The sequence below is a fragment of the Cupriavidus sp. GW821-FHT07C08 genome (assembly GCF_059419025.1).
The window spans coordinates 130231-151703 of sequence record NZ_JBWKQZ010000014.1; the positions used below are offsets into that span (position 1 = coordinate 130231).

Sequence of the window (21473 nt, forward strand, 5' to 3'; positions counted from 1 at the left end):
CCCGAGATCATTGAGGCACCACATCGGTCCCAATCAGGTGCCCTTTGTTCGCGGGGCGATCTGCTCTTTTGCAGCCTGGCCTGCCGCAGACTGGGCCGACAGTTTCTCCAGCTTGCGGTATAGCGTCTTCCGACTGATGCCCAATACTCGCGCGGCCTCGGACATGTTGCCATCCGATGCGGCTATGGCCCGTCGAACGGCATCCATCTCAATTTGTGCCAGGTCGCAGGGTTGCGCATCTGCCTGGAGCGGCGTCTCCGACCCTTCGGTTGGAAGAAGTTCATCTGGCAAATGCTCAAGCCTTAGCTCAGTGCCGTCCCTGAGGATTGCAAGCGCGGTGCGCAGAGTCATTTGAAGCTGACGGATGTTGCCTGGCCATGGGTGTGTGCAAAGCGCGTGGCGCACGTCCGGTGCGACTTCAATTTTCCTGCCGCCGCTCTCCGCGTTGATGACAAAATCAATTAGGCAAGAAATGTCTTTCCTTTCCCGAAGGGATGGAAGACGGATGCGAAGACCATTTAGCCGATAGTAAAGGTCCTCGCGGAAGCGACCGGCCGTGACCTCTTCGATCATCGAACGATGTGTCGCGCAAACGATGGAGACATCGACAGGCATGCTCCGCGTGCTGCCGAGAGGAGTGACTTGACGCTCCTGCAGCACCCTCAGCAGCCTGCCTTGAAGGGATAGAGGCATGTCTCCGATTTCATCAAGAAATAGCGTTCCTCCATTTGCCTGCAAGATTTTTCCGGGGAAGCCTTTGCGTTTCGCACCAGTAAATGCCCCTTCCTCGTAACCGAACAGTTCAGACTCAATCAGCCCCTCTGGAATCGCTGCGCAGTTGACAGCGACGAAAGGCCCGTTGTGCCGAGGCCCGGAGTTGTGAAACGCAGCAGTAAAGACCTCCTTGCCAACGCCTGATTCGCCTTCAATAAGCAGCGGGATGTCGGAGCCAAGAATCATCGAAGCCTTCTGAATCGCTCGTTGCATCTGCGGGTCCCCGAGGTCGAGGTCCTTTAGCAGAACGCGTGCGCTTCTTGGCGTCGTTTGTTGCTGGTCCGTACTTTGACCGGCATCAGTGGGGGCCCGGCCTGAGCAAGCTGCCTCGCCAGTAAGTCCCACGTTCACGATCATCGTTACGTCGCGGCCATCCCGGAGAGAGGCCGCGAACTGGCTGCCCCTCATCGCGCGGGCCTTGTCTACAAAGCGCTCCAAGGAAAAGTTGAACCCGAACAAATCCGTGAATCGCTTGCCCAGGGTGTCGCTTGGGCCCAGATTCAGGAGACAACGTGCTGCACTGTTCGAACCGAGTAGCTTTCCGTCGGGCCCAAACACCGCTATCGCTTGCTTGATGGTCGTAAGGTACTCGGCGACAGGATGGAAAACGACGACGATTTCGTCGGCCATCTCACGCACGAGCATGCGGTTCTCTATCAGCACCGCTACCGTACGAATCAATGGAAGTGCGTGGATGGCAGGGCTCGTGCTGTATGCAGCGAAAACGCCTGCTATTGCGCCGGCAGAGTCAAAAAACGGCGCAGCTGCCCCGCTCAGTGACCGAAATGGGATCAGATAATGCTCGGCCAAATCGACTGTCACTGGCGCACGGCTGGCTACGCAAGTGCCGATGGCATTTGTGCCAGCAATCCTTTCTGACCAACTAACGCCCGGCTGAAAGAGGGGGCCGAAAGGCCCGGACATTAGGTCAGCATCCCCCTTGCTACAAACAATGATGCCCTCAGCATCGGCTAACACGACCACGGTGCCGGTACCGGCCATCTGCTCGAAAGTGTTTTCGACAGAAGGCTCGGCATATTTAAGAAGTTTGCTGTTGCGCGACCTAACCGCCCGGGCATCTGCCCAGGACGTCCCAGTTGGGCGAACCTGATGTGTTTCGGCCAATCCTGACGCAACAGAACGCTGCCAAGACGCCTCCAAGGCATGTTTTGCTAGGGCGCCTTTGGCTGGATGGAACTCCGGGGGCACACGTGTCTCCACTGTTTTGGGGTAAGTAGGCGCGACTTCGCTGGTCGGCACTCATCGTTATGGTAAAGCAGTTCTCGGTATAAGGCGCCCCTTTGTGGGCAAGAAGCCGCCTATCGTTTGCCCGAAGCGCCCGCTCGAGGAGGTGCTCGCCGCTCCTCTCGGGATTTGCCATTTCCGTCCGGGCCTGGAGGCTCGAGCATGGCCAGCCTGGTGGACCGTTCGGTACAGAAAATGCGCGTTACCACACTGCTAACCAGTCTTGATGACCTAATATCTGCACTTTTTTTGGCACAAAACGCTAAAAGTGCGGGATTGTATTGACTGGTCGGTCCAACGACCTATTCTTAAGGGCAGACAATGATGGGAGCCACAAGCTTATGGGGAAGGGAGTCAGTCACGGTCTGCAACGAGACCGCATCCTGAGGGCTGCGGCGCAGCTTTTTGCGCAACGGGGATACCACGCTGTAGGCATTAGCGCGATTCAAGAGGCGGTCAAACTGGGACGCGGAGCGCTATACCACCACATTCACAGCAAGGAGGACTTGCTCTACGAGATTACGCGAGAGTACATCACGGATCTTGCAGCTTTCGCCGAGCAGCTGGATGCAGATATGGATCCTCGCGAGAGGATCAAAGTACTTGGTCAGCATCTCGTGCTGAAGATTGCGTCTCACCAAGCCGAACTGACAGTTTGCTTCCGTGACGTGCAATCGCTAACTGATGGCCGACGAGAGGAGGTCCTGGCGCTGCATTCGAAATACGAGAAGGCGTGGCGCGAGGTTCTTGTCGATGGGGCCGACCTGGGAATTTTCCGGCCCTACGATTCCGTCGTTTTGAAGGGCGTGCTAGGGATGTATTTCTACAGTTACCTTTGGATTCGCCCTGAAGGGCCGGTTAGCCCGGAGGCAATCGCGGAGCGTCTAAATGAGATGGCGCTTCGCATGGTGCAACCGTAAACCTTAACTAAGCATCATTTCATCGAGGCCCTGTAGCGCATTATCACGGGCCGCACTGTACCGACCGATCGGTACAGTTTCATAACCAAAACCCATGCGGAGACAACCCAATGCAGGAGAAATCTGGCGGCCGAAAAGATCCTTGGGCGGGGCCAACGGTGGAAGCTCGTCGATCGAGGGAAGAGAGCTTTTTGACTACCGAACGAAGCAATCCCGACTCTCCCTATTATCTCGATGAAAACCACTCGTTTAGTCGTCGAGCATTCCTGGCTAGCGGTATGGCCGCGATGGGTGCGGGGGTAGCTAGCAGTGCCATGTCAGCTACACCGGCAGGGGCGAAAAACCGGGAGGTTCCCCCAGATCCGACCAAAGTGCAGGGTGAAGACACATGGGCGGATGGAGGCTATGGAACGCGTTCGCAGTTTGAGACCGAAATCCGTACTCGGCCTAAAACACCGACAAACCAGTCATCTTGGACGATGACGCCGCTGCAAAATGGTCTCGGGATTATCACCCCTTCCGGACTTCACTTCGAACGCCATCATGGAGGTATCACGACTATTGATCCCTCCAAGCACATGCTCTACGTTCATGGCATGGTGAAGCAGGCCAAGAAGTTTGGTATGCAAGATATAAGGCGTTTCCCATCTATATCCCGCATTTTATTCATTGAATGCTCAGGGAACGGTCTGACCGAATGGATAAAGCCGACGATGAAAACGGTGCAAGGTACGCACGGATTGACATCGAACTCCGAGTGGACCGGCGTTTCGCTTGCTACGATTCTGAACGAAGTTGGTATAAAGCCTGGTGCTAAATGGCTGTTAGCGGAAGGTGGCGACGCAGCAGTCATGACTCGGAGCATTCCTCTCGATAAGGCGTTGAAGGATTGTTTTCTGGCATATGGCCAGAACGGTGAAGCCATTCGTCCCGAGCAGGGATACCCGTTGCGCCTGATCGTTCCAGGCTATGAGGGAAACACGCATATCAAATGGCTAAGGCGCCTTGAGATTTCCGACCGGCCATTTATGACGAGAGAGGAAACCTCCAAGTACACTGATTTGCTTCCGAGTGGGAAGGCTATCCAATTTTCATTCGAGATGGACGCAAAGTCTGTAATCACGTATCCCTCGGGAGAGATGTTGCTCCGTGGGCCCGGCTTTTATGAGATCACAGGGCTCGCATGGTCCGGCCGGGGCAGCATCCGCAAGGTTGAAATCAGCGTCAATGGCGGAAAAAGTTGGATGGAAGCGAAATTGCAAGGACCTGTCCTCCCGATCTGTCACACACGCTTCCGGTTCGCATGGCAATGGGATGGGAAGGAGTGTGTCCTGCAAAGCCGCTGTGTCGATGACACTGGATACCGGCAGCCAACGCTGGCTGAGCTTACCAAAGTTCGTGGCACCAACGGACCCGTCGCCTCGGTATATCACTTGAACGCAATCCAAAGCTGGAAAGTTGCATCTGACGGGAGGGTCTCCAATGTTCACTACGGCTAGGCGCGTACGTAATGTAGTCCTTCTTTGCGTTCTTTACGCGGGAGGCGGCCAAGGACTATCGATTGCCGCGGATAGTGTGCGAACGTTTGGCTTTGGAGCGCCTGCGACTGAGAACGATCTCGCGGGTTTTATATCTCCTCTGCCAGATGGTACAGGATTGCCAAAAGGAGCTGGCAGTGCGAAGGAGGGGAGGGAAATCTTTCAGCAAAAATGCGCCGCATGCCATGGTGTCAGCCTGGAAGGCGGAATTGCTGATCGCCTTATAGGTGGCCGCGGCACCCTGGTAAATAATGATCCAACTAAAGCCCCGATAAAGACAGTTGAAAGCTATTGGCCCTATGCAACAACTCTTTTCGATTACATTAAGCGTGCCATGCCTTTTAATGCGCCTGGTAGTCTGACCAACAATGAGGTATATGCGTTGTCAGCCTATATCCTTTCGGAAGGGAAGATCATTGACTCCACTACCACGTTGAGCCATAAGACGCTTGCGAATGTGAGGATGCCGAACCGGGATGGCTTTATTCCAGACCCCCGAAACAAGAAGCCTTAGTTGCTCGAAGCTAGCTTGCGTTCATCTGGTACCCCGCTTCCCTCGGTCCAATCGACGGAAGCGGCGCTACTCCTAATGCTGTGTTACTAGTGCTACGCATTTCGCCATAGGGAAGTGACCCTGTAGGCAATCGTCACCGCCCAGCTTGAGTGTTTGACAACCAACCAACTAGTAGGTAGAATGCCCTGCATTGGATGACGAAGGGATGGTTAGTCGGATGACGGCGATGGGAACGCGGGAAGCGCTGGTGTGCGCTGCGGAAAATTTGATGCGCTCGAAGGGGTACGCTGCTTTCAGCTATGCCGACCTTGTTGACACCGTCGGTATCAAGAAGGCAAGCATCCATCACCATTTTCCCACCAAGGAAGATTTGGGTGTAGCCATCGTCGAAGCGTACATCGATCGGGTGCGCATCGACTTCGAGCGCATCGAACAGCTCCATCAAGACCTGGAAGGTCGCCTGAAGGCGTTTTTCCTCGCCTTCAGCGCCAGTAGTGAAGGCGGCTTGTTGCCGCTCTGTGGTGCGCTCGCCGCCGAAATGGCAGCGCTACCGGTGGGTTTGCAAAGACTCACGCACCATTTCTTCGATCTTCAGTTGAAGTGGCTGACAAAGATCTTCGATGTGGGGGTAGTCAATGGAGAGATTCCGGCAGTTCCTGGCACGCGGCAGAAGGCATTCCAGCTGCTGAGTGCACTGGAAGGCGCGAGCTTTATTAACTGGGCGCTGAAGGACGGTGAGACACTCGATTGGAGTTTTGTTCGACTTGTAGCCGGCCTCGATAAGTAAGGACTGATTGTCGCGGGGAAAATCATATCCCTGGTTGCACTAGGACCGTCTGTATGGGCTGGTCCTTTTATTTAATCTCAATACCTACCTACTAGTAGGGTGGGTTCGCGGAACATAATCATGAAGCGAGTCAACGTCAAGATTTGGTCGGATTTCGTATGTCCCTGGTGCTGGATTGCCAAGCGGCGTTTTGAAAAAGCCGTGATGGCTCTGGAAAATCAAGTCGAGGTAGTTGTCACCCTGAAGGCCTACCGCCTTGCTAGAGGCATGGCGCCTATGGATTTTAAGGAAACTCTTTACACAAAGTTTGGTAATTCGGCTGCAGCCGAAGGGATGATGGCGGCAGTAGCAAAAGCCGGCGTAACGGAAGGATTGCAGTACAACTTTGACACCATGCGCTTTGGTGATACGACCGCTGCGCATGTTCTGGTCAAGAGTATCGAGTCGTCAGCTGACAGGCAACGGATGATTGAAGGAATCTACCGTGGCGTTACCACAGACGGACTCAACATCTTTGATAGCAACGTACTTCTTGCCCTCGCAAAGGAGCTCGGCGTTAGCGCGCCCTTCGATTTGGAGTCCCGCGAACTGGCATCAGAGATAGCGCGTGATGAGATCGAGGCTAGTCAGGTAGCAAATGGCGTTCCGTTGTTTGTCTTTAATGACAAATTTTTCGTCTCGGGAGCGCGCGAAGTGGCCAATTTTGAAGCGACCCTGCTAAAGGCGGCGGCTGATGTTGAAGATTCGGCGGAGGATGCCGGCGCGACTTGCAGCATCAATGGCTGTACAAGCTAGTAGGTGGAGAAAATAGTGTTCTCATTTAAGCGAGGTTGGCAACAAAGTGGGCCGGCATTCGCAAGCTAGCGGACACGCTATGTGTGTCTCGTAAATTTCATATGCGCAGAAGCGCCTTTTTAAGAAGGAACTTATCCATGAATGATAAGCGGAATGGTATCGACGTTGCAGCTTTGAGCCAATTTGCAAAGGGCGTGGCCGAAGATATTTCAAAGCGAAGCGCCCGCTTCAACGTCAAGACGAAATGGGAGCATCAGACTCGTAGCGTGGCGACTGTTAGCCACTATTCCCTGGGTGGCGTCGAACACCAGCGGCATTTCGAAATTGCCGCAGACGAACCCACTGAATTGCTCGGGCAAAACTCTGCACCGAATCCTCAGGAACTCCTCATGGCTGCGCTCAATGCTTGCCTGTCGGTGGGTTACGTTGTCAACGCTGCAGCGATGGGGATCACGGTCCACAGCCTTGAAATCGAAACCGACGGCGAGCTGGACTTGCGTGGCTTTCTCGGTCTGGACGAAACCGTTAATCCTGGCTACGACGAAGTGAGCTACGCAGTGCGGTTGCACACTGACGCGTCGCGTGAGGAGGTGGAAAAGCTGCACGAGATCGTATCCAAGACTTCGGTGAACTTGGCTAACTTCTCCAAGGCCATCCGCATGGTTCCCACGCTGGAGATCCGCGAGGCGTAACCTGCCAAGCGCATCTTTCCTCTATCACGTCGAAGTCACCTCCTCGGCGCTCAACTCCTTAGCGAAGAACGAAATGAACAATCTGTTTGCCCCATACAATCTGTCCGGCATCTCATTGGCCAATCGGGTGGTCATGGCCCCGATGACGCGGACCAGAACGACCGACAATACTCCAAATGAACTCACGGCGCTCTATTATGCACAGCGAGCATCGGCTGGCCTGATCATTACTGAGGGAATGCCGATTTCCGATGAAGGCCGCGGATACCTGTACACGCCTGGACTCTATACCGACGAACAGACTCAGGCCTGGCGCAAGGTCACCGCGGCTGTGCATGAGAAGGGCGGCAAAATCTTCGCGCAGTTGTGGCACGTTGGTCGGATGTCTCATGTTTCCATTCAACCCGGCAATGCCGCTCCCGTGTCCTCGGGCACAGTGCCCGCTACGAATACAACCGTGTACGCATGGACGGAAACCGGCGAAGCCGGCCCTGTCGCGCCTAGCGTTCCGCGAGCACTGACCACTGAAGAGGTCCAACGTGTCACGATGGACTTCGTTTCATCTGCGCTGCGCGCGATGGAGGCAGGGTTCGATGGAGTCGAGCTCATGGCAGCGAATGGCTTCCTGTTTGACCAGTTCCTCAGCAGTGAATTGAACAAGCGGACGGATGAGTATGGTGGTTCTCTCGCGAATCGCCAACGCTTCCTGCTGGAAACAATCGACGCTCTTGCTGCAGCAATTGGCGGTGAGAAGGTCGGTGTTCGCTTCTCGCCGTTTGGACGCCTCTACGATTTGGGGCCCTATGCCGACGAGGAGGAGGCTTGGATGAGTGTCGCGGCCGAACTCAATGTGCGAGAGCTGGCCTACGTGCATCTGAACTATCAGCCCACCATCACTGCCGCGGATGTGCCCGCCGGCTTTGGGGCGAAGTTCCGAAAAGCCTATCAAGGCACACTGATTGCCGCTGGCGGATTCAATCGCGAAATCGCCGATGCGGAGTTGAGGAAGGGTGAGTTGGACCTTATTGCCTTCGGAACTGCGTACATTGCTAACCCGGACCTGGTCGAGCGCATGAAACATGGCTGGCCGCTTGCAGAAAGCGATCGATCCACTTTTTATGGCGTCATCGGGGCGAAGGGGTATACCGACTATCCGCGCTACGAGCGTGAAGCTGCATAATCGAAACGTTCGGGGCGACGTAAGCATGGATGGGAGCCGCTGACGGGGCCCTGCCCTAGTCCAGACTCGTGCCGCGACTTCCAAGTCGCGGCGACTTCCACTCATGAGATCTTGCGTGAAGACGGCCACCGGTGTGGTTGCTTCATGGCTATTCCATGGGCGCAGCGTCTGCTGCGTGCGCGGCTGCTATGCGCATTTTTGCTCTCTGCGAAAGAGCGGTGTATGGGCTAGTATGGGAAACCTACTAGCCCATGCTTTTGCCTTGTCTCGCAAAGTAGCTTGAGACCACTGGCGCAATTTTTCTCATCGATTCGGGGAGCGCTGTGCACCCCATGCCCGCAGCGACTAGCGTGAGCATTGAACCCATTTCCACACCGTGGACGGATGCTTGGGAATGAACACTGCCTTAAAAAAATGCAGTGAATCAGCTTGTCGTGCCAGATTTGGGCGATATTGCGAGGCAGCCAGGCGAACTCCACGCTGCCGCCGTGTCGTCGAGGATCCTGTTCCCGTCCGTTAGCAACTGCTTGCCTGCGTCGGTCAGATTGCGCTGCGTGGCGTTCGCTCAAACAGCGCAGTTTCGAGCTTCCGTCAACGCCCGCAGCTGACGAGTCGGCGTGGGTTGGGCAATCAATGCTTGGCCTGAAGCAGAAAGCTGATGCTTCCGTGCTGGGCAACGGCGACGAAATAGCACAACCGTCGTAGATCCACAGCATATCTTCCCTGGCATCAGGCGCCAGATTGGTGTTACCACGGGTTGACGGCTTACCAACTAGTAGGTAGCCTGTGTTGAAAACATGAACCTTCCGGTGCCACAAAGGGAGGCGGCGCGCGACGTGGCCGCGACAACTAACGTTGCGATCATTAGTTTCGGCTGAAGGAACCATCGCTCGCAGGCGACATGGTTCCTTTTTTTGCGCAGGGGCACTTACCAACTAGTAGGGTGGGTCGGGTTGCGAGGCTGATCCGCTCTATATGTCGTTGAAAGTATTTAATAAGTACGTCAACAGAGGAGGAACATAATGGATAGGTTTAACAACAGAGCAGCCCCTACTGCCAAAATAGAAGGCGACGGTAATTCCGATAAGGAAAGCTGGCTAGCTTCTCATGAAGCAGGCTATGAAAAGAAGCTAAAGCCCAGACACGTGCAAATGATCGCGATGGGGGGCGCAATTGGGACTGGTTTGTTCCTGGGTGCTGGCGGCAGGTTGCAGAGTGCGGGGCCTGCTTTGGCAGTCGCCTATCTCGTGTGCGGTGTGTTCGCGTTCTTCATTATGCGAGCACTCGGCGAGTTGGTCATGCACAGGCCGACAAGTGGGAGTTTCGCTTCCTATACCCGTGAGTTTATGGGCGAGCGCGCTTCATTTGTCACAGGCTGGATGTACTATTTAGCGTGGGCGGCAACGGGCATCGCTGACAGCACGGCTATTGCGATTTATTTGAAGTACTGGGCCATTTTCTCGGACGTACCTCAGTGGACGATCGCGCTAGGAGCACTCGCAGTTGTGTCGGTCATTAACATGATCGGAGTGAAACTGTTCGGCGAAATGGAGTTCTGGTTCTCCGTTATTAAGGTCGGCGCAATCGTGTTGTTCTTGGTTGTTGGAACATTCTTTCTCGCCAGTGGACAGACTATTGACGGACATACTCCAGGACTGCAACTCATCGCGAACAATGGCGGCATCTTTCCGCATGGGATTCTTCCCGCCGTTCTGATTGTTCAGGGTGTGGTATTCGCGTATGCCAGCATTGAGCTTGTTGGGGTCGCAGCAGGTGAAACCGAAAATGCTCGTAAGGTGTTGCCTAAAGCCATCAATAGCGTCATGTGGCGGATCGCACTATTTTACGTTGGATCGGTACTGCTGCTGATCACGCTGCTTCCTTGGACTGCATATAGTGCGCATGAAAGCCCGTTCGTGACGTTCTTCAGCAAGCTGGGAATCCCGCATATCGACAGCATTATGAACGTTGTTGTGCTCACTGCTGCGTTGTCCAATCTCAATGCTGGCTTGTATTCGACTGGGCGTGTGTTGCGGTCCCTTGCCATGGGTGGGTCAGCTCCTCAATACGTCGCCAGGATGAATGCCCGCGGCGTACCTTATGGCGGCATTGTGGTGACGATCTGCCTCATTGCGATTGGCGTCCCTCTGAACTATATCGTTCCAGAGCGAGCATTTGAGATTGTCCTCAATATTGCTGCCATCGGCATCATTACGACGTGGGCGTCCATCGTCCTTTGCCAGATTCTCTTCCGGCGCGCAGTGAATCGCGGCGAAATGCGTGATGTTTCGTTTCGGATGCCTGGCGCGCCATTCACGTCGTGGCTTACCTTGGTGTTCCTCGCAGTCGTGCTGCTATTGATGGCATTGGACTATCCGAATGGGACGATTACGTTCGCAATGATTCCGGTACTCGCTATTGGCTTGGCAGTTGGCTGGCGCCTTGCCAGACGAAAGGCGACAGGCTCGAAAGAGCGGTTCCGTGTATCAACCTATGCGCAAGGCTCTCAGGTGGAAAATTGATCTCCATGTGCAGAGGCGGCGTCAATCCTTGATGTTCTCCGTGCCCTCAGCCTGCGACTGCCAGCGGTGCTGGAAGGGCAGGGATTTGCTGCTAGACCCGTACCCGAGGACAAGGATGTTCTTGGCGGCGTGAACGTTGCGGTCCTGAACCGTTCCGCAGCCGTTGCCTCTTATTCCAAGAACCGTGGCGCCTTTCTGCACGAGCGCTATAGCGCCCTGCGTACCTGGCCTGAAGGCCGAGGCCTTCCGCGCGACTCGATAAAAGCAAGAGCGTTGTGAGGGGCTTGAACCTGACCCTTTATCCGGCCATCGTTTGTCCCCGTGGATGATGGCTGGTCTTTTTTTCGAACCAAGCGAATGCAAAGTTGACCGGGCCGCGTGACACGCCGCACGCCAACGCCTTGCTCCGACGGCTCATTCGCTCCAACGCCGCAGCGAAGCGATAAACGGCGCCTACCCCGTAGGATTGGCACCGTTTGGCAGGGTGATTGATCAGGTCAGTCGCGATAGGCCCAGAGGTCCACAATCCGGTTGCCATCGTCTGCAATCAGGCGGAATGCGGCGGGACGGTAGTCGGTGTCGACCGCCAGTATGCCGTTGACGTTGGCAGGTAGCGTGCCGCAGTCTGCCGCAGACAGCTTCAGGCTCAGCGTATTCGGCATGCCATGCGCGTCTACAATGCCCGAGAGCTGGCACGCCGAATCTCCGGGCGTGACCTTGCCTTCCGGCGTGATCGTGAAGCGCGCCGCAGCGCCAGATGGTAGCGCGGTCGTGTACATTCCCGCCACGCTAATCATCTCGACGATTGCCGCAGGCACTGGATCCGCCCGCAACAGCTTGACGCTAACGGCGTCAGTGGAAGCAGGGGCGGCAACCCAGTTGCCACCCTTGGCGCGCCGGTAGATGAGAGTGGCCTTGTCGTCTGCATCGGCGATTACTAGGTGCCGGCTGCCGTCCGGTGCCGCGTAGTACTTGCCAACCGCGGGATTCTCACTGTCGCCAACGCTGACAATGTAAGCACCAGGATCGACATCGGCGACCGACAAGCTGGTGGCCGCGCTCGCGCTATCGGACGTATTGTCGCCGCCGCAGCCGGTCAGTACTTCGCGGTCACCAGGGAGAAAACGGGAAGGAAGCGTTTCATCGGCATGCCTCACTGACCAAACAATTCAGCTAGGCGCAGTCGCAGCCATTGCTGGCCCGCAGGGCGTTGCTCGAAGCCGACCTGCATGGCTGTGACGGCCGTCTTGGTCTTGTAGACAACGGATTCATCCTCGCTTTGAGCAGGCGTTGGCGATCCCGGGCTCCCGCCCACTCCCAGGCCGTATGGCGCCGTGCCCTTGAACCTAAACTGGTAGATGTCGTAAGTGCCATGCCGCGAGAACGCGAAAGGGGTGGCTGCCGACGGTGCATTCGGGAAGTTGACGTTCAGCGCCAGCCCTGCAGGTAGCAGCGGACCACCGTTCGCCTTGGTACGCAGCGTGTTGATAAGCTTGATAGTCAGCTGTGCAACGACCCCGGAAACGGGGCTTGCCAGGCCTGCGTTGTCGACAGAGTCCCCGCCCGCGCTCAGGGCGATGGCCGGAATGCCGCGCTGTGCCGCGCTCTGGGCGTTGCTCACGGTGCCAGAGCTATTGACGACGTAGCCGAGGTTCTGCCCTTCGTTTGGCCCGGATAGCACCAGGTCGGGCGCCTTACCCCAGCGCGCAGGAGCAAGCACATCCAACCCGTACATCGTCGCCATTACCGGGGTGCCATGGGCGTAGTTGTAGTCGCCGTTGGTGTAGCCCGCCTTTGTAAAAGGGCCCACCGCCGGCTCACCGGTGGCAGCGGCGCCGTTGTGGCAGCCGCCTTCGGCCTCGATTTGGGTCTTGTCATTGTCAGGGACGATGATCGTCGTGCTGTACATGACGATGCCTGCGCCGCGGCCGCTCTGTCCAGTGCAAGGAACGCTGACGATGACGTTGTGGCCTGCACCCTTAAGGGCTTCGTACAGTGCCTTTAAGTTGCTGGTGAGGCCATCGTCGTTGGTGAGCAAAATATTCAGAGCGAAGGCCGGGCTCGCTGTGCAGGCCAGTAAGGCTGCGGCGATGTAGCGGGTTTCCATTTCAGTAATGTCGAAGCGTTTAAGAAAGGTGAGGTGTTCGCTGGTAATACACGCGAGGTAGCACTGAGCAGCTCGATTAGGAGTGCACGGCCAACATGACGTTAATCGAGATTTATGACAGCTAATGCTGATTAAAGTGTTTGTTTGAGAACTGACATTCTCAAAATGAGAAATGTTGGCCCTAGTGTTCTCTGCAGAATCCGGCTAGAGGGACGGCAGACACTTGGCCTCCTTGGCCTGGCACTCAACAAGACGGGGAACGCGGTAGATGAAAATGATGCCCCCGACACCCCCGACCTTCTGTGGCGATGGACTCCAGCACTACCGAGAGTGGAATGGGGCAGACGACAGGTTTCGGACAGCGGAGGGCGAGATGCGCTGCAGACCCCTGCAGCCGATGGGAGTTTTGCGCGGCTTCTGGGCGGAATCTAACGCGTGTACGAGAACCCGTATGCCTTGGTGGTTCGGAGCGAGCGCAGGGATGTGTGGAGCAGGAATGGCTTGCATCCGTACAGTTCTTCCTGGCTGCCCGACCGCGAAGCGGTCCATGTGCACGTACAGGTATGCTCAACCAGACGAAGAGATCTGCGCTGAGGAGTATTGGGTTATTCCCAATACATATGGAAACCTAAGCATAGGATCAGGAATAACCAAATGCATATGCTTACGTAAAGATATGCTTAGGCTTTTTTAGTAAGCATATTCTCACTTTATATATGCTGGGGACAGCCGAAGGCCCCCTACACGCTTAAAGCGAGGGTCCTTCCGGCATCCGGACCTGGATGCTTCCGACAGTCTTTTCGAGCCACGCGCTATCTTCGCCCGCGTGCCGGCCGTCTCAACTCTTTCCCCCACAGAGACCGGTCTCCCCCCGTTGCTGCCGTAATCTAGCCGACCAACGAGGCGGTCACCACCGAAGCCTTTCAATGGAAAGGGCGGCCCTCCCGTCGGGCGCCTTGTGGTCGGCCGACGTGTGACAATATCGTATATCTCCGTGGAGGTGGCATGGCTTAGATTCATTTGCTATATGCGATGCCACGACACGTTGAAAAAATATAAGGTGATTTTCCTGCTGCGGGAGACCGCTCTCAATACGTTACTAGCTTGATGGCGGGGCCTCGAATTCAAGCCGACGCCCGCGCCACGCTATGAAGTAGGCTATTCCGGGACAATTCCTGCCGCACGGATTATGCGCCCGTAGTTCTGTGCCTCATGCCGTTGGTATTCCGCCAGTTCTACCGGTGTCGACGTGCGTACAGCAGTGCCACTCACTGAATAGAAGGCGCTCCGGGCCTTCTCCGACTTCGCCGCGTCGGCGAACATGGCAGCAATGCGCCCTGCGAGCTCAGGCCTGATACCTGCTGGCCCCCAAAGACCAAAGTAGTTTGACACGTCGTATCCTGGCACTGACTCGCTAATGGAGGGTACCTCGGGCAAGAGCGGCGACCTCGTTGTGTTCGTCACACCCAACGCTCGAACCTTCCCACTTCGGATGTGTGGGATAGCGGTGCCCGTATCCAGCACCATCATCTCGGTTCTGCCCGCCATCACCTCAGTGATCGCTAAGGGATTACCCTTGAACGCCACGTGTGTCATCTTGAGGCCGGTCTTTTGAAGAAACGCTTCGCTGCCGATTCGGCTCCCGGAACTTCCGCTCGCATAGTTGAGCATGCCTGGTCGAGCGGCCGCGTACTTAATCAACTCTGCAAGCGAACGCACCGGTAGTGTTGGAGAGACCACGAGCACCTGCCACCCTTGGCCGAGCATCGTGATCGGTGTGAAATCTCGTATGGGATCGTAAGGAAGGTGCTTGAAGAGAAAGGGGTTCGCACTGTGAGTGGTTGTACCGCCCACTAGCAGGGTGTGCCCGTCTGGAGCTGCCGTGGTCACGCTCTGCACAGCCAGGATGCCCGCGGCGCCGGCTTTGTTTTCGACAACCATGGGAAACTTACTTGCCGCCGAAATGACAGAGCTGAGAGCCCTCGCCAACTGATCGGTTGCACTGCCTGCCGAGAATGGGACCACTAGCCGAATCGGCTTGTTGGGGTATGTGGAGGCAGGGGTCTGCGCCCGCGCACCGCCCGCTGTTAGGGCAAGCGGCGAAAGTGCCAGTGCCATGACGCTCCTGCGTCGCATTTCCTGCATTGTGTCTCCTGCAATCTGGTTCTAGCTCGGCCAAATGCCGTGTCGAGACTGTAAGCAAAAGGCGGTGACCAGTCCAAATCAAAAGTTGGATTGCAGCGATCCACGGCTCCGATTGCAGCGTAGCGGGTGCTCTGGATTTACAGGGAGGGCCGCCGAAGCGGACCAAGTACTCGAGCGCACTCGGGGACACTGACTGTGTGCTCAAGGCTCAAGGGAAGGGTACTATTCGAGGTATGAACCTCACAACCAAGTTGTATGGATCTGTCAACCCGTCAAATGCGCGCCTTTATTGCATTGCAGCAGCTTCGGAACTTTACGAAGGCAGCAGCTGCAGTACACCTTTCTCAACCGGCGTTTAGCGCAATGATGCGCGGCCTGGAAGAGACAGTAGGGCACCAGCTCATACTTCGGAACTCAAGAGGTGTGCATCTAACGCCAGCAGGAGAGCGGTTTGCTGAGCTTTCGGCTCGGGTTGTACGTGATTTCGATGAGGGGATGCATTCCATCCGAGAGGCGCTAGATCCTAAGAACCAGGTGGCGATAGCGGCCATGGTGGGGCTGACGTATGAGTGGCTTCCTCCCATCCTCGGAGAGCTTCGTCAAGCGATTCCCGGCATCCAGGTAGAGCTGTTCGCTGTCTTTCCTCGTGACTGTATGACGCTCGTTGAGGCGAAGCGGGCCGATTTTGCCGTGACGGCCCTTAACGTAGCCCCCCCAGGGATTACCACGGAAGTCCTCTGGCGGGACCCTTTTCGAGTGGTGTGTCGCGCGGATCACCCTCTCGCGGAGCGGCCCAGTATTGGACTGACGGACCTCATCGACTATCCGTTCATCCACTATGCGAAGGGAACCGCGGCCCGTGCGCAGATCGACGCGGCACTCAGCTCTGACTCAATGGAAGTGGTGTGTGAGACCGAACACATCCATACCATCAAAGCGCTGGTCGAATCCGGCGTGGGAATCAGCGTTGCTACCGACGTGAACCGCTCGATCTTCCAGTCGGAGAGCCTTGTCATGCGCCCCATCGCGGGAGGCAACTTTGCGCGGGAGATATTCCTCGCTTGGAGAACGGACAGCCCTCCAAAAGGAGCAGCAGAGCGATTGGCAGGGCTGCTGCGAGAACGTGTTCCGAAGTAGCTGGACAACCGGCGACGTGGCGCCAACGAATAGACATCCATTTCGTTATTGAATGGCCACCATCCAATCTTTGAGTTGGACGGTCGTCGAGGGCGCGCCTAGAGTCCTGTCATGTACTTGTGACATTGGACTACGCCACCGTGAACTCGAAATCCTCTTTCCTTATTGGTGCTGCCTCCGCATTCTCCGGAGATCGCCGCGACGCCGCAGTTCCTGTGGTGGAGACTTTGATTCGACGCAACTTGCCGTCGTGTCTCATCTTCGAAACGCTAGCCGAACGTACCCTCGCACTTGCCCAGTTGGAGCGACGCAAAGACCCGGAAGCGGGCTTCGATCCATGGCTTGAGGATATCCTCGAGCCCGTCCTGGAAAAATGTCTCCGGCACGGCATCAAGATTGTGAGCAACTTTGGTGCTGCAAATCCTCGCGCGGCCGCTCGCAGAATCCAATCCCTGGCAGCTCGCTTGGGGATCCGGTCACCTCGTATCGCCGTTGTAACGGGGGATGATCTTTCAAGCGATACCTACCTGCCCTTTTTTCGTGAGGCTCTAGGCGACGCTCTTGATGAAGCGCGCATGGTCGCTGCAAACGTATATCTTGGCTCTGATTCGGTCGCGGATGCTTTGCTGGACGGAGCGGAAATCGTGGTAACAGGGCGGGTATCAGATTCAGCCCTTTGCGTAGGGCCCTTGCTCGCTCACTTCGGTTGGGCACGAGACGATTGGACAAGGCGCGGTAGAGCTGTAATGGCTGGCCACCTACTTGAATGTGGGGTTCAGGTGACGGGCGGATACTTTGCCGATCCCGGCGTGAAAGACGTGCCAAATCTCTTTGACATCGGATACCCGATCGCGGAAGTCGATGCTGACGGCAATTGTGTCATCACGAAAGCGGACAATACTGGCGGGCTAGTGGACACCCGGGTCGTAAGAGAACAGATGCTTTACGAAATTGATGACCCGAGCGCTTATCTCGCACCGGACGCAATCTCCGACATCTCGAACAGCGTTGTCGAGCAGATCGGGCCGGACTGCGTGAGGGTGAGCGGTGTCGAAGGTCGAGAGTGGCCTGGTACGCTAAAAGTTCTCGTCTGCCAGGATGGTGGATGGCTCGGAGAGGGAGAAATTTCCTACGCGGGCCCGCGAGCTGAGGCTCGAGCGCGGCTGGCCGCCGACATCGTAAAGCATAGGCTTGGAGCTAAGTTGGACCTCCGAATTGACTTGATTGGGGTTCTCAGCATTCATGGGGACGATGCCGGACGCCGGCTTGCCCGAACGCCACAGGGTTCAGCTCGAGATGTCCGATTGCGTGTCGCAGCTGTACACCAAGATCAGAAGGTCGCAGAGCTCGTCGGACGTGAGGTAACCGCCCTGTACACGTGCGGGCCCGCAGGCGGAGGTGGTGTTCGAGCAGGACTCCGTCAACGTCTCGATACTCTGCCGTGCTACGTCCCGCGCTCGGCAATCCAATCCAACTACGAGATCATCGAATGAATACCATCACTTCAAAATACAGCGTTCCCCTGTACCGGGCCGCACATGGCCGCACGGGGGATAAGGGCGACCGGTCCAACATCAGTGTCATTGCATGGCATCCCGCGTTGTTCGATACGATCGTCCAACAAGTGACCGCGGAAGTGGTGGCACAGATCTTCCGTGACAGGCAGCCGAGCGCTGTCACTCGGTATCTGCTACCGAATCTTCACGCCATGAATGTCGTCATCGACAACGTGCTTGACGGAGGCGTGAACCATTCAAAAAACCTAGATACCCACGGAAAAGCCTTGTCTTTCATGTTGCTTGACACTCTCATCGAAGTCGATAGCGATCTGGTTCAGTACCTGGCGCCAGAAGTGGACTGACAGACTGACAAGTTCTGAGGTCCCCAAAGTACGGGGGATCAAACAACATATCTCAGGAGACAAAAAGCATGAAAAGAACATGGTTCTGTATGCACGCCGTTATGCTGGTCGCTGCATTTGTTGCGGAATCAGCGGCGGCCGAGGCGAAGTGGCCGAGTCGACCAGTGAGGATTGTCGTGCCTGTTGCTGCAGGAGGCCCGGCCGATACCGTTGCTCGTGCGGTTGGACAAAAGCTGAGCGAACGTTGGGGGCAGCCTGTCATCATAGACAACAAGCCTGGCGCCAACACAGCAATCGGTGCGAGTGAGGTTGCGCGCGCTACACCGGACGGATATACATTGCTACAGGCTGTCAACTCCACATTGACCGTTAATCCATTTACGTTTTCGAAACTATCTTACAACGTAAAGAAAGACTTCACACCGATCTCGCTCGTCGCGACCGTTCCGATCGTTCTTTTTGCAAACGAGAAGTTTCCCGCGAAGACTTTTAAGGAATTCTTGACCCTTGTGCGCGCGAACCCTGGCAAGTACACGATAGGAGGCGGAACGGTCGGGTTGCAACTAGCGGTTGAGAGGCTTAGTCGGGATGCGAAGATTCAACTCGTCTATGTCCCATACAAGAGTGGCTCTGATGTGACAAGAGCGCTCGCCGGTGGAGATATTGATCTTGCAATGGACGGTGTCGCTGCGAATCTGCCGTTCGTCAAGCAAGGCAAGATGCGCGCCTTGGCAACTAGTGACGCGAAAAGGGTGACCGTGCTCCCCGAAGTGCCGACACTGACTGAAATGGGACTAAAGAACTCGGATGCGCCTCTGTGGCATGCTATCGTGGCGCCTGCCGGCTTGCCCCGGGATGTTCAACAGCGTGTGCAAGGAGACCTTCATGCGGTGCTGGAGATGCCTGATATAAAGAAGCGATTCCTTGAGCTTGGCCTTGCGGCTACGTCGAGTACACCTGAGCAACTGGGAGCCATGATCGATACCGAGACCGAAAAGCTAGGGCCTCTCATCAAAGAGCTTGGTTTGAAGATGGATTAATAGAAAGAGGCCGCAAGATGTTTTTTAAACCGCCACCTATTATTGAGGCTAAGAAAGTTGCGGAACTACCCGGTCATTGGCGCGCTTGTGTGCCAAATCCAGACTGGGTTTCCGGACAGCCGGCCGGAACGCCTAGCGAGTCTCTCTTGGAGGGGCCTTCGTTTGACCGGCACGGCAACTTCTATTGTGTAGATCTTCCCAATGGTCGCATCTTTCGTATTCCACCAGGAGGAGATTTCGAGCTTGTAGCAGAGTATGACGGTTGGCCCAATGGACTCAAAGTCCATCGTGACGGCAGGTTGTTCGTTTCGGATTTCAAACTTGGCTTGGTCACCGTAGACCCTGATTCCGGAAAAGTCACGCGGATCCTCGAGCGATACGGCGTGGAGCACTTCAAAGCTCTGAATGACCTGTTCTTCGCGTCTAACGGAGATCTTTACTTCACGGACCAAGGTACATCAGGTTTGCAGGATCCGTCGGGAAGGCTCTTCCGAATGACGGTCGATGGACGTCTATCATGCCTGCTGAGCAATGTTCCAAGTCCAAATGGGGTCGTTATGGATCTCGAGGAACGCTGCGTTTTACTTGCGGTCACTCGTGCAAACGCTGTATGGAGGGTCCCCTTTGACCGCAATGGGAACGCAACGAAGGTCGGCGTTTTTGTCCAGCTATCGGGCGGAGCTGGTCCGGACGGCCTCGCACTCGACGCTGAGGGTGGCCTGGCTATTGCACACGTCGGCTTAGGCTCGGTGTGGATTGTGGACCGTCATGGGGAGCCGACGCATCGAGTGCGAGCGCCGGGAATGCAGTTCACAACGAACATTGCATACGGCGGGCCTGACAACAAGACGCTTTACATTACCGAATCGGGTACAGGGACGATCCTTGCGGCCGACGTCCCCGTACCCGGAAACCCGATGTTCTCCCACATGTAGGAGAATTGTCGGGCGCTAAGGAGCCAGACGCTCCTGTAGAAGTGTGTGAGTCTACTTGCAGCGCTGGCCAACGAGTGCGGCTGTGTCGCGTCAAGTGATTTTCTTAGGTAAGGATGCTATGAACCGTGCAGGCAGCACCGGGGAGGCGAGTCAGTCGAAGGCGAAGATGGCTTCCACCTCGACGCGCGCGCTCCTCGGCAACGCTGCGACCTGGTAAGTAGCCCGCGCCGGGTAGGGTGCATGGAAGAATTGTCCATAGGCTTCATTCACGGCCGAGAACTCAGCTAGGTCAGTCATCAGCACCGTGGTCTTCACCGCCTTGTTCATGTCACTGCCAGCGGCCTGCACGATGGCGCGGATGTTAGCCAGGCACTGGACGACCTGCGTTGCTGCGTCGTCACCGACGATGGCGCCGCTGGCCGGATCGAGCGGCAATTGGCCGGAGACATACAGGAATCCGTTATGCGCAATGGCTTGCGAATACGGGCCTATGGCCGAAGGCGCTTGAGAGGTTTGGATTTCTTTCATGGCTTGTCTACTTGTCTTGCTTGGAAGGAACACTCACACCAGGGTGGCTGTCGGAGTTGCCCAAGGCGAATGCCACGGCGGCTTCGGCGTGTACAGCGGTGGAATCGAAGCCCCGCAAAGGCAACTTGTCGGTTTCAAGAATCATGCAAATCTCTGTGCATCCAAAGATGACCGAATCAGCGCCTTGTGCCTTGGCCCTCTCGATCAGCGTCACCAGCACATCGCGGGAGCTATCAAGTATCTTTCCAAGGCTCAGCTCGTCAAAGATGATGTTGTGGATCTGTGTTCGTCCCTCCGCATCGGGCACCATGACCTCGATGCCGTGAGGCTTCATGCGCGCGGGATAGAAGCCGTTTTCCATGGTGTAGCGCGTGGCGATCAGCAGGGGCTTGCTGCAGCCCGCCGCCTTCAGGCGCTTGGCCATTTCGTCGACGATATGGATAAACGGCAGGTCTGTAGCCTGAGCTACGTCATCGGCGACTAGGTGCATGGTGACCGCGCACACCATCACGCAGTCCGCGCCGCCCGCCTTCAGATTGCGTGCCGCCTTGGCCAACCGTTCGCCGGCATCGTTCCAGCGGCCGCTTTTCTGCATTGCCACGATGTCTTGGAAGTTGACTGAATCCAGCAGGATCTCCGCCGAGTTCAGCTCTCCGAGCGCGTGGTTCACCGCTTCGTTGATCTTTCGGTAGTACACGGCTGAGCCTTCGAAGCTCATGCCTCCGATCAGGCCAATTTTCTTCAGTGCCATGG

General features: G+C 56.2%; 19 protein-coding genes. 13 read left to right on the plus strand and 6 right to left on the minus strand.

All coding sequences use genetic code 11. The features are described from left to right. Positions 1 to 33 precede the first annotated feature (33 nt). Positions 34 to 1983 (minus strand): sigma-54-dependent Fis family transcriptional regulator, encoded by a 1950-nt coding sequence (locus tag AC07UK_RS18935; RefSeq protein ID WP_464227455.1) that lies wholly within the window; start codon positions 1981 to 1983, stop codon positions 34 to 36. Positions 1984 to 2360: 377 nt separating this feature from the next. On the opposite strand from AC07UK_RS18935, the gene AC07UK_RS18940 reads away from it, so the two are divergent. The 8 genes from AC07UK_RS18940 (at position 2361) to AC07UK_RS18975 (ending at position 10967) form a co-directional block, all read left to right on the plus strand. Further along, positions 2361 to 2939 (plus strand): TetR/AcrR family transcriptional regulator, encoded by a 579-nt coding sequence (locus tag AC07UK_RS18940; RefSeq protein WP_464227454.1) that lies wholly within the window; start codon positions 2361 to 2363, stop codon positions 2937 to 2939. 278 nt (positions 2940 to 3217) lie between these two features. Then, on the plus strand, positions 3218 to 4438 hold the full coding sequence (gene soxC / locus AC07UK_RS18945) for a sulfite dehydrogenase (protein WP_464227527.1): 1221 nt from the start codon (positions 3218 to 3220) through the stop codon (positions 4436 to 4438). Continuing rightward, positions 4422 to 4991, plus strand: coding sequence for a c-type cytochrome (locus tag AC07UK_RS18950; protein ID WP_464227453.1), 570 nt, complete (start codon positions 4422 to 4424; stop codon positions 4989 to 4991). Before soxC ends, AC07UK_RS18950 begins: the two co-directional genes overlap by 17 nt. 190 nt (positions 4992 to 5181) lie before the next feature. Further along, the gene (locus AC07UK_RS18955; protein ID WP_494686159.1) at positions 5182 to 5778 is read left to right on the plus strand and encodes a TetR/AcrR family transcriptional regulator; all 597 of its coding nucleotides are present in this window, start codon (positions 5182 to 5184) and stop codon (positions 5776 to 5778) included. 120 nt (positions 5779 to 5898) lie between these two features. Further along, complete coding sequence (locus AC07UK_RS18960) at positions 5899 to 6573, plus strand: DsbA family oxidoreductase (RefSeq protein WP_464227451.1); 675 nt, start codon at positions 5899 to 5901, stop codon at positions 6571 to 6573. Positions 6574 to 6710: 137 nt separating this feature from the next. Then, positions 6711 to 7265, plus strand: coding sequence for an OsmC family protein (locus tag AC07UK_RS18965; RefSeq protein ID WP_494686160.1), 555 nt, complete (start codon positions 6711 to 6713; stop codon positions 7263 to 7265). Between the two features lie 73 nt (positions 7266 to 7338). Further along, positions 7339 to 8445, plus strand: a complete 1107-nt coding sequence (locus AC07UK_RS18970; RefSeq protein ID WP_464227449.1) for an alkene reductase — start codon at positions 7339 to 7341, stop codon at positions 8443 to 8445. Positions 8446 to 9467: 1022 nt separating this feature from the next. Then, positions 9468 to 10967 (plus strand): amino acid permease, encoded by a 1500-nt coding sequence (locus AC07UK_RS18975; RefSeq protein ID WP_494686161.1) that lies wholly within the window; start codon positions 9468 to 9470, stop codon positions 10965 to 10967. 497 nt (positions 10968 to 11464) lie between these two features. Here the strand turns inward: AC07UK_RS18975 and AC07UK_RS18980 are convergent, their stop codons facing one another. From AC07UK_RS18980 to AC07UK_RS18990, 3 genes are all read right to left on the minus strand, one after another. After that, positions 11465 to 12124 (minus strand): hypothetical protein, encoded by a 660-nt coding sequence (locus tag AC07UK_RS18980; RefSeq protein ID WP_494686162.1) that lies wholly within the window; start codon positions 12122 to 12124, stop codon positions 11465 to 11467. Then, positions 12121 to 13074, minus strand: coding sequence for a 5'/3'-nucleotidase SurE (locus AC07UK_RS18985; RefSeq protein WP_494686163.1), 954 nt, complete (start codon positions 13072 to 13074; stop codon positions 12121 to 12123). Before AC07UK_RS18985 ends, AC07UK_RS18980 begins: the two co-directional genes overlap by 4 nt. A gap of 1158 nt (positions 13075 to 14232) precedes the next feature. Beyond that, the gene (locus tag AC07UK_RS18990; RefSeq protein WP_494686164.1) at positions 14233 to 15192 is read right to left on the minus strand and encodes a Bug family tripartite tricarboxylate transporter substrate binding protein; all 960 of its coding nucleotides are present in this window, start codon (positions 15190 to 15192) and stop codon (positions 14233 to 14235) included. A 282-nt stretch (positions 15193 to 15474) separates the two neighbouring features. Between AC07UK_RS18990 and AC07UK_RS18995 the strand changes: the two genes are divergently transcribed. The 5 genes from AC07UK_RS18995 (at position 15475) to AC07UK_RS19015 (ending at position 20192) form a co-directional block, all read left to right on the plus strand. After that, positions 15475 to 16356 carry a LysR family transcriptional regulator gene (locus tag AC07UK_RS18995; protein ID WP_494686165.1) on the plus strand — a complete coding sequence of 294 codons (882 nt, stop codon included), beginning with the start codon at positions 15475 to 15477 and terminating at the stop codon, positions 16354 to 16356. 140 nt (positions 16357 to 16496) lie between these two features. After that, complete coding sequence (locus AC07UK_RS19000) at positions 16497 to 17849, plus strand: acyclic terpene utilization AtuA family protein (RefSeq protein WP_494686166.1); 1353 nt, start codon at positions 16497 to 16499, stop codon at positions 17847 to 17849. Next, on the plus strand, positions 17846 to 18217 hold the full coding sequence (locus AC07UK_RS19005) for an AtuA-related protein (RefSeq protein WP_494686167.1): 372 nt from the start codon (positions 17846 to 17848) through the stop codon (positions 18215 to 18217). Before AC07UK_RS19000 ends, AC07UK_RS19005 begins: the two co-directional genes overlap by 4 nt. Positions 18218 to 18285: 68 nt before the next feature. After that, complete coding sequence (locus AC07UK_RS19010) at positions 18286 to 19257, plus strand: Bug family tripartite tricarboxylate transporter substrate binding protein (protein WP_494686168.1); 972 nt, start codon at positions 18286 to 18288, stop codon at positions 19255 to 19257. A 17-nt stretch (positions 19258 to 19274) separates the two neighbouring features. Further along, on the plus strand, positions 19275 to 20192 hold the full coding sequence (locus tag AC07UK_RS19015) for an SMP-30/gluconolactonase/LRE family protein (protein ID WP_494686169.1): 918 nt from the start codon (positions 19275 to 19277) through the stop codon (positions 20190 to 20192). Between the two features lie 150 nt (positions 20193 to 20342). Here AC07UK_RS19015 and AC07UK_RS19020 read toward each other — a convergent pair whose 3' ends face one another. Together AC07UK_RS19020 and AC07UK_RS19025 are read right to left on the minus strand one after the other, a co-directional pair. After that, a complete protein-coding gene (locus tag AC07UK_RS19020; RefSeq protein ID WP_494686170.1) occupies positions 20343 to 20720 on the minus strand; it encodes a RidA family protein in 378 nt (125 codons plus the stop codon). A 7-nt stretch (positions 20721 to 20727) separates the two neighbouring features. Next, positions 20728 to 21471, minus strand: coding sequence for an aspartate/glutamate racemase family protein (locus tag AC07UK_RS19025; RefSeq protein ID WP_494686171.1), 744 nt, complete (start codon positions 21469 to 21471; stop codon positions 20728 to 20730). Positions 21472 to 21473 lie beyond the last annotated feature (2 nt).

Bases quoted from the DNA above. Each gene is read 5' to 3' on its own strand.
- AC07UK_RS18940 (WP_464227454.1), top strand. From the start codon at position 2,361: ATGGGGAAGGGAGTCAGTCACGGTCTGCAACGAGACCGCATCCTGAGG.
- soxC (WP_464227527.1), top strand. From the start codon at position 3,218: ATGGCCGCGATGGGTGCGGGGGTAGCTAGCAGTGCCATGTCAGCTACA.
- AC07UK_RS18950 (WP_464227453.1), top strand. From the start codon at position 4,422: ATGTTCACTACGGCTAGGCGCGTACGTAATGTAGTCCTTCTTTGCGTT.
- AC07UK_RS18960 (WP_464227451.1), top strand. From the start codon at position 5,899: ATGAAGCGAGTCAACGTCAAGATTTGGTCGGATTTCGTATGTCCCTGG.
- AC07UK_RS18965 (WP_494686160.1), top strand. From the start codon at position 6,711: ATGAATGATAAGCGGAATGGTATCGACGTTGCAGCTTTGAGCCAATTT.
- AC07UK_RS18970 (WP_464227449.1), top strand. From the start codon at position 7,339: ATGAACAATCTGTTTGCCCCATACAATCTGTCCGGCATCTCATTGGCC.
- AC07UK_RS18975 (WP_494686161.1), top strand. From the start codon at position 9,468: ATGGATAGGTTTAACAACAGAGCAGCCCCTACTGCCAAAATAGAAGGC.
- AC07UK_RS18985 (WP_494686163.1), bottom strand. From the start codon at position 13,074: ATGGAAACCCGCTACATCGCCGCAGCCTTACTGGCCTGCACAGCGAGC.
- AC07UK_RS18990 (WP_494686164.1), bottom strand. From the start codon at position 15,192: ATGGCACTGGCACTTTCGCCGCTTGCCCTAACAGCGGGCGGTGCGCGG.
- AC07UK_RS18995 (WP_494686165.1), top strand. From the start codon at position 15,475: ATGGATCTGTCAACCCGTCAAATGCGCGCCTTTATTGCATTGCAGCAG.
- AC07UK_RS19005 (WP_494686167.1), top strand. From the start codon at position 17,846: ATGAATACCATCACTTCAAAATACAGCGTTCCCCTGTACCGGGCCGCA.
- AC07UK_RS19010 (WP_494686168.1), top strand. From the start codon at position 18,286: ATGAAAAGAACATGGTTCTGTATGCACGCCGTTATGCTGGTCGCTGCA.
- AC07UK_RS19015 (WP_494686169.1), top strand. From the start codon at position 19,275: ATGTTTTTTAAACCGCCACCTATTATTGAGGCTAAGAAAGTTGCGGAA.
- AC07UK_RS19020 (WP_494686170.1), bottom strand. From the start codon at position 20,720: ATGAAAGAAATCCAAACCTCTCAAGCGCCTTCGGCCATAGGCCCGTAT.
- AC07UK_RS19025 (WP_494686171.1), bottom strand. From the start codon at position 21,471: ATGGCACTGAAGAAAATTGGCCTGATCGGAGGCATGAGCTTCGAAGGC.